Source organism: Paraburkholderia sp. UCT2, assembly GCF_014397665.1.
GTDB classification, from domain to species: Bacteria; Pseudomonadota; Gammaproteobacteria; order Burkholderiales; family Burkholderiaceae; genus Paraburkholderia; species Paraburkholderia tuberum.
Genome location: NZ_VZQO01000003.1, coordinates 255625 through 262590, shown reverse-complemented (window position 1 = coordinate 262590; position 6966 = coordinate 255625). Strand labels below are relative to the sequence as shown.

The 6966-nt window shown below is 56.6% G+C and carries 6 protein-coding genes and 2 pseudogenes; 5 read left to right on the top strand and 3 right to left on the bottom strand.

Features of this window, described 5'->3' with window-relative positions; translation table 11 throughout:
- Together F6X39_RS04435 and F6X39_RS04430 are read left to right on the top strand one after the other, a co-directional pair.
- Positions 1 to 332 (top strand): transposase (locus tag F6X39_RS04435; protein WP_187615703.1); only part of this gene is annotated, 332 nt, incomplete at its 5' end.
- A gap of 297 nt (positions 333 to 629) precedes the next feature.
- Positions 630 to 749: pseudogene (locus tag F6X39_RS04430) on the top strand (IS5/IS1182 family transposase); the annotation flags it as partial.
- Between the two features lie 36 nt (positions 750 to 785).
- Here F6X39_RS04430 and F6X39_RS04425 read toward each other — a convergent pair.
- Both F6X39_RS04425 and F6X39_RS04420 read right to left on the bottom strand, forming a co-directional pair.
- Complete coding sequence (locus F6X39_RS04425) at positions 786 to 1940, bottom strand: acyltransferase family protein (protein ID WP_187615702.1); 1155 nt, start codon at positions 1938 to 1940, stop codon at positions 786 to 788.
- Complete coding sequence (locus tag F6X39_RS04420; RefSeq protein ID WP_262413308.1) at positions 1940 to 2926, bottom strand: sterol desaturase family protein; 987 nt, start codon at positions 2924 to 2926, stop codon at positions 1940 to 1942. The genes F6X39_RS04425 and F6X39_RS04420 overlap by 1 nt, the downstream gene beginning before the upstream one ends.
- Before the next feature lie 162 nt (positions 2927 to 3088).
- Here F6X39_RS04420 and F6X39_RS04415 point away from each other — a divergent pair.
- The 3 genes and pseudogenes from F6X39_RS04415 to F6X39_RS04405 form a co-directional block, all read left to right on the top strand.
- Positions 3089 to 3454, top strand: a pseudogene (locus F6X39_RS04415) (transposase); the annotation flags it as partial.
- A 348-nt stretch (positions 3455 to 3802) separates the two neighbouring features.
- Complete coding sequence (locus F6X39_RS04410; RefSeq protein ID WP_187615701.1) at positions 3803 to 4249, top strand: SRPBCC family protein; 447 nt, start codon at positions 3803 to 3805, stop codon at positions 4247 to 4249.
- A gap of 317 nt (positions 4250 to 4566) precedes the next feature.
- Positions 4567 to 4743, top strand: coding sequence for a hypothetical protein (locus F6X39_RS04405; protein ID WP_184005448.1), 177 nt, complete (start codon positions 4567 to 4569; stop codon positions 4741 to 4743).
- Positions 4744 to 5040: 297 nt separating this feature from the next.
- Here the strand turns inward: F6X39_RS04405 and F6X39_RS04400 are convergent, their stop codons facing one another.
- Complete coding sequence (locus F6X39_RS04400) at positions 5041 to 6675, bottom strand: NADP-dependent glyceraldehyde-3-phosphate dehydrogenase (RefSeq protein ID WP_316251648.1); 1635 nt, start codon at positions 6673 to 6675, stop codon at positions 5041 to 5043.
- Between the last annotated feature and the right edge of the window lie 291 nt (positions 6676 to 6966).

Genomic DNA, 6966 nt, shown 5'->3' with positions numbered 1-6966 from the left:
CATCGGGCGGCAAGCGTCGTCAGGGCAGCATCACTAAAAGCGGCAACAGTTATGCAAGAAAGCTGCTAGTTGAAGCTGCATGGAGCTATCGCCACCCTGCGCGTGTGAGCCCCGATATTCAGCGTCGCCACGAAGGTCTGCCTAAACCGATTGTAGATCGAGCATGGGACGCACAGGTGCGCTTGTGCCGACGCTATCGCAAACTCGTCGCGCGCGGCAAGCAGAAGAATATCGCCGTAGTCGCAGTTGCCCGTGAACTCAGCGGATTCATCTGGGACATCTGCCGGCTCTCCTTGTCGCTGGCCATACCGCGCGAGACACAGATGCCATGATGTACAGCAATGCCCTGCGTCTGCATCCACCGTAACCACACGTGCAGGAGTTTCCTGAAGGCGGCGTAGCCCGGCACACGAGTAACCCGCGACCAGGGTAGGCAACGGATCTCATCCGACTTGCGGTGGTAGGTAGCGGAAGGCTCATTGGGCGGACATCTGTAATGCGGTAGCCAATCCGCGGATATCAGCTTGATCCACCGTCGAGATTTACTGCTACGTCGCCCTCAGGAAATTCAAACATCGAAAACACAGAACCGATCATATTGACACGAGAAGTCATATCATCCTGGCGGCATGAAAAAACGCAGGCCCTACCCAACGGATGTATTGGATGAAGAGTGGTATTTCGCTGCTCCATATCTGACCTTGATGAGCAAAGACGCCCCGCAGCGCCGCTACGAATTGCGCGAGATTGAATCTCTGCGGCTGCCTCTCCTCGCCTTCTGACGATCATTCGAGGGTCGGCGACTTCGTGATTCGGACCGCGGGCGCCGGTACGAGATATCGCCCCCCCGGCACGGCGGCGGCGATATGCAACGCACCGGTTTCGATACGGTCTAGCAAGCCGCGCAGTTTCAGAGCACGCTTTTCGACGCCGTGCCACGACATCATTGCAAAGAGAAGTGTGAGGGCGAGGGAAATCGGAAAATGAACGTACCAGGTGAGGGCGGCCGGGGCAAGCATCGCGGCCACAGTTTGCTGTATCGGGAAACCGTAAAGAAAGATGCCGTATGAGTAGTCACCGCTTGCGACAAAGCGGTGGCGTCTTGGTTGCGTGAGTCCGAGAAAGACGGTCAGATAGGTGGCAGGCAGCGCCGCGAAGTAATCCGCGCCACGAACGGATAGGCAAATCACTGCGACGAGGCTAGATAGCACACAGAGCCATGAACTCCAGACGATCCGGTTGCGGAACTGGTACGCGCAAACGCCATAGAAGAAACAGAGAACGAGCATCGGTCCGTGTACGGTCGTATCAGCCGAACCGGAACGGTGCGCAAGCCCAACGAGTAAGACGTTCGCACCAATCGATGCGGCGAGTAAAAGATGCGGTCGTTGTGCCATGCCGGCATACGACGCAATAGTCAATGCGACGTAACAGGCTAGTTCGAACGGTAACGTCCACAATTGCTGATTGATCGCATCCGGCCAAGGATTGTTGGCGAACATACCTGGCAGCGCGAAATGGACGTCTCCGAGAATGTTCAGGAAGTACGCCCGGAACTCGGGATCAGTGAAATATTGATGAAGTGGAAGCGTGGTAAAGAACGGCCCGATCAGCAATGCGGCGATCAGCGTGTCGACCGCCAATGCGGGTAGCAACCGCAGTACCCGCAGCCCGCAGAAGGAAACGATCGTGCGGCAACGTTCGAAGCTGCCAGCAACCAGGAAACCGCTCAGAGCGAAGAACATTGGCAAAATTAGCGCGAGCGGTGCTCGTGCAGGCCCGGACCATACCGCTTGAGTGAACTTGTGACCATAACAGACGTTAATGGTGTGGCTCGCGACTACGAGGACGGCGAGCACGAGACGCATGTAGTCGAAACCCGATGGCCTGTTTTTCGCATCGGCAAGCCGCGATCCGAGTGTCGTTGCGAGTGGGGACATCACTCCGTCCTCCGTTGGGATGGGTCTTGTACAGCGGTGGCGGGTAGCCTGACGGTGAATGGCATCAGCAGATAATCAACCAGACCGTCAGGTTCATCAGTGTAGTCAAGACCGACCTCGGGCCATTCGCCTTTCTTCGGGAAGTGTGCGGTCCCAAACAATACGTCCCATAAGGTCACGACTGCAGCGAAATTTCGGTTGTAATGGCGCAACTCGACTGAATGATGAATTCGATGAAATCGATTGTCTGGGAACAGATAGGAAATCGGGCCAAAGCTGATGCGCGTATCGGCGTGCTCGAAGGTGCCCTGAATGAGTATCACCATGCCAATCAACGACCATAAGAATGGAGGATGGAAGTCGATCAGTAGTGCCATTGGAAGCGTGACAACGAGGGGACGGAGCAACTCCTCCGATACATGCATATTGCAGTTCCACACATTCATCTCGCGAATCGAATGGTGGACCTGGTGGAACCGCCATAAGAAACCGAACGTATGCTGCGCGCGATGGAACCAGTAGTACAGCAAATCACCAATCAGTATCGCCCCAGCGATAGAAAGGGCGATGCCGGTGGCGCGCCAGACTGGCCGCGGCGAATCCAATACGCCGTCAAGCGATATCGAGAAAAGCGGTCGGATATGCAGCGCGACGATCACAGAATGATAAAGTTCGAAGAAAAGCCCACCTATAAACAAATAACAAATGTGAAACAGAATGCCGCGCGCGCGTGATGCAAACGACACCTTGCCATACGGCAGCATTATCTCGACGGCGACGCAGAGAATAGAGGCAACAGCTACGCGCTCTCCCGCACGCAAGGTATGAGCAACATAAGTCAACACATCGAACGTTTGCATCTTTTTCCCCGATTCGAGATGTGGAGGTTCTTCGAATGCTGGGCTGCACAACGCTGCCATGACGATGAGGATAGTGGGACATAAATGCTCTCGGGGGCGCATCACACCGTCAGTTTCGGCCATCATGCAGTGGGTATTGCCTAAACGTCATACGAATTATGTTTTATGGCCGTACGCAAACGGCGGTTTCAAGGTCGAAGCGCAACGGCGGATTTAATGTTTAGAGCCTTGAGGTTGAGCTGCTGAAGCAAGTGTTGCGGCAAAGACCTCGAATGGCGAATGGAAGGCGCGTTTGATCGTTTCGTGACGGTCTACGCGGCGAAATATCCGAAGGCAACGGAAACGTTGAAGAAGGACCGGGAAAGCCTGCTGGCGTTTTACGACTTCCCGGCTGAGCACTGGCTGCATTTGCAAACCACGAATGCGATTGAGTCGACGTTCGCGACGGTGCGACACCGTACGACGCGCACGCGCAACTGTGTGTCGCGACCAACCTTCCTTGGTCTGGCATTCAAGCTGATCGAGGAAGCCGAGAAAACCTGGCGCCGCGTCAACGGGCCCGAAAAGATCAAGCTGTTGCTGGAAGGCATTGCCTTCAGGGATGGCGAACCGGTGAAAGACGATCAACCGGTTCAGCAGAAACTCGCCGCCTGAAGTCCCTGCTCATCAAGTTGCCTATACACCATGCATGGACGCCCCCGGCTTGCCAAGTTCTCGTTTGTAATGGATTGAAGGTAACGATTGCAGCCATGCATCCGGACTGCAATGGCGGCGTAGGCCGGCGGTTCCTGATGCGTTGCAATCATCGATCATCTAAAAAGGACGGGGACGCTATGGCGACTGGGGACGCTTCGACCGCAACGCAGTCCGTATGGGGCGATATACCTGTTAAACGAGTGTCAACCGTCTACGGGTTTTGCCTGGTCTCGTGCGTGTCGATTCCCGCAACGCGGGCGCGTCGTGACAGTATGTCCAACCCCTCCAGTTAAAGGCATACTCATCATGGCTACCGGAACCGTCAAATTCCACCGTGTTTTGCGCACGACGCCCGAGCGTATCTATCGCGCATTCCTCGAACCCGCCGCGATGGCGAAATGGCTACCGCCGTATGGCTTCACCTGCGACGTGCATCAGATGGATGCGCGCGTCGGCGGCACCTACACGATGTCGTTTCATAACTTCGGCTCGGGCAAGGGGCACTCGTTCGGCGGCGAGTACATCGAACTGGTGCCGTTCGAAAAGATCCGCTATTCGGACCATTTCGACGACCCGAATCTGCCCGGTCAGATGCACACGACCGTTTCGTTGCGGCAGGTGTCGTGCGGGACCGAACTGAACATCGTGCAGGAAGGCATCCCCGAGATGATTCCGGTCGAGATGTGTTACCTCGGCTGGCAGGAGTCGCTCGCGCAACTGGCGAAGCTGGTCGAGCCGGAGATTGCGGACTGACATTCAATAACAGCCGCTTGCTCCGCCATCGAGCAAGTGACCCGAGGGCACTTTATTCTCCCCGCCAAACGACCGTCCAGTGTTCAACCGCTTCGCGACGGATTGAATGCTATTCCGCGAGGTTTTCCAATTGGGCGCCGCCGAATCTCCGTTGCGGCGAGGCGTTCTCATCGTTGGCATTGTTTAAGCTTGAATTAAGCCACGCTACGTACTCTTCGGACCGAAGCATGAGACGACAACGGCCCGACGGGGCGCATTCTTTCCGTCGAGGTATGAGCGCGACAACTCGGGGCATTCCCAGACAGAAAGAGGTTGAGATGATGTACTTGATTACCGACCTGAAAATGGTCGAAAGCTACGGTCGAATCAAAGCTGACAGCGGCGATGATGCGCTGCATGAGTTTGCGGTCAGCGAGGGCTTCCTCGACCTGATGGAGTTCGCCTCCGCCCGGCCCGCGTTCGCCAACGACTTGCTCGCTGTTCAACTGCAATAAGGAGACTGACGTGGCCATGACTTTGGGGCGGGCCGGACCCGCAGTGACCCGCTCCGCGCATCCTGCACCAGGAAAAAGCGTTGGGTCGATGCATGAAGCAGCGCCATAGGACGTCGCAAATATTCGTCGCTTTTAAGCCAATGCTTTTCGACGGGCATCGACTGGCCGGACGTCGTGCGAAATCGCCCCAACTGACGAATGGACCCTTTCACTCAACCATGCGCGCAATGCGCTGACCTTTACGGCATCGCGCGCTGAATCTCCGCACCGGACTCGAGCTCGATACCCATCGAGCCGCTAAAAGATAAAACCGGTGTTCACGAACTTCGAGTGATGATTCGTGACCATCGTATCGAGCAGCGTCTTGTTCAGGTCGGTCTCCCTGGCCGCGACCATGGAGCGAATCGAGAACGCGCGCAACGCATCGGTGACCGATAGCGTACCTTCCGCAGAATCCTTGCGGCCGGCAAACGGAAAGACGTCTGGGCCTCGCTGGCACTGGCTGTTGAGATTGACGCGGCACACCTGATTGACGAGCGGGTCGACCAGCGAGCCAATTTGGGCAGCGTCGGTGCCGAAAATGCTGACCTGCTGACCGTGGTCCGAAGTGATGACATACTCGAGTGGTGTATCGATGTCATCGAACGGCACGACTGGGATGATTGGTCCGAACTGCTCCTCACGATAGAGCATCATCCCTTCCTTCACGGGGTACACCACGGCCGGATAGAAAAGAGTTTTGCAGAACACGCCACCACCTTCGTTCACGACCGCCGCGCCTTTCGCTTTCGCATCGTCAATTGCCTGAGTCATGTAGGCCGTGCGATGCATGCCCGGCAGCGGTGTAATGGACACACCCTGTTCCCACGGCATGCCGACCTTGAGATTTTTGAGCGCTGCGTTAAAGCGCTGAAGAAACGTATCGACGATCGAGCGGTGCACCATCAATATCTTGAGCGCTGTGCACCGTTGACCATTGAACGACAACGTACCGAGCAGACATTCCTTCACGGCGAGGTCTATGTCGGCGTCAGCCAACACAATCGCGGCGTTTTTGGCGTCAAGGCCGAGAACGGCGCGTAGCCGATGCGACTTTGGGTGCTGTTTTTTCAGGTGGTCTGCAACCTTGCTTGAGCCGATGAGGGCAAGCACGTCGATCTTTCCTGAGGCGAGCATGTGTGGCACCACCACCGCACCCGGTGCATAAATCGTGTTGACGACGCCTTTCGGGAAAGCAGAGCGGAAAGCCTCGAGCAGTGGAAAGAACAGCAGCGTGCCATATTGGGGCGGCTTGAACACGACGGTGTTGCCCATCAGCAATGCGGGAATGAGCGTCGCGAACGTTTCGTTCAGCGGATAGTTGTAAGGCCCCATGCACAGCACGACGCCCAGCGGGGTGCGGCGAATCTGGCCGATGGTGCCCTCGGCGATGACAAAGCGCGAGTTGCTATTGTCTAGCTCCTTGAGCGCCGAGATAGTGTCTTGCATATAGCTGATGGTGCGGTCGAACTCCTTCTGCGAATCGGCAAGGCTCTTGCCGATTTCCCACATGATCAGATTCACGATCTCATGGCGCCTGGCCGCCATGAGACGAATGAAGTCTTGCATGCAGCCGATGCGCTGCGCGACTGTCATCGTTGGCCATTCACCGCGGCCGTGATCGTAGGCTCGCACGGCCGCGTTCAGCGCGGCATCGCTCTCGACCTCGCCCATGACCGGATAACTGCCAATTACGACCTGTTCAGCGTCGCCGGAGGCTTGTCGCACGCAGACTGGCGACTGCACGTTCTTGCAGGCGCCATCCCATGCCTTCAGTTCTCCATCGACGAGCGAGACGCGCTGATGAATCGGCTCCGCGAGGCGGGCGGAATCGGGAATATCGTCGGTGACTGGAAACAACTGCCAGAGGTTCTCGAAGTCAATATTTGCCACGTTTCGCTCCTATGTTCGTGCAGTACGCGGTGGCCCGCCAGGTGTTGGGCATTGCTCGAACGCAATCAATGCGACCGTGCCTACCCGCTGGTGACGTAACGGTACCTGTCGGACCGATCATTGGGTCGTGCGCAAGCGACTGTGCCGGTGTTTGGTGGGCTGTACTTCGCGGCGGGCGCAAGACACAGAGAGAAGCATAGCTAATGGCAGAGAACAGAGTTGAAGACGAACCGTGTTCAACACCTGATGAACGGTGAAGTCGGTTCCGACAGTGATATCACGTGGCGCGGC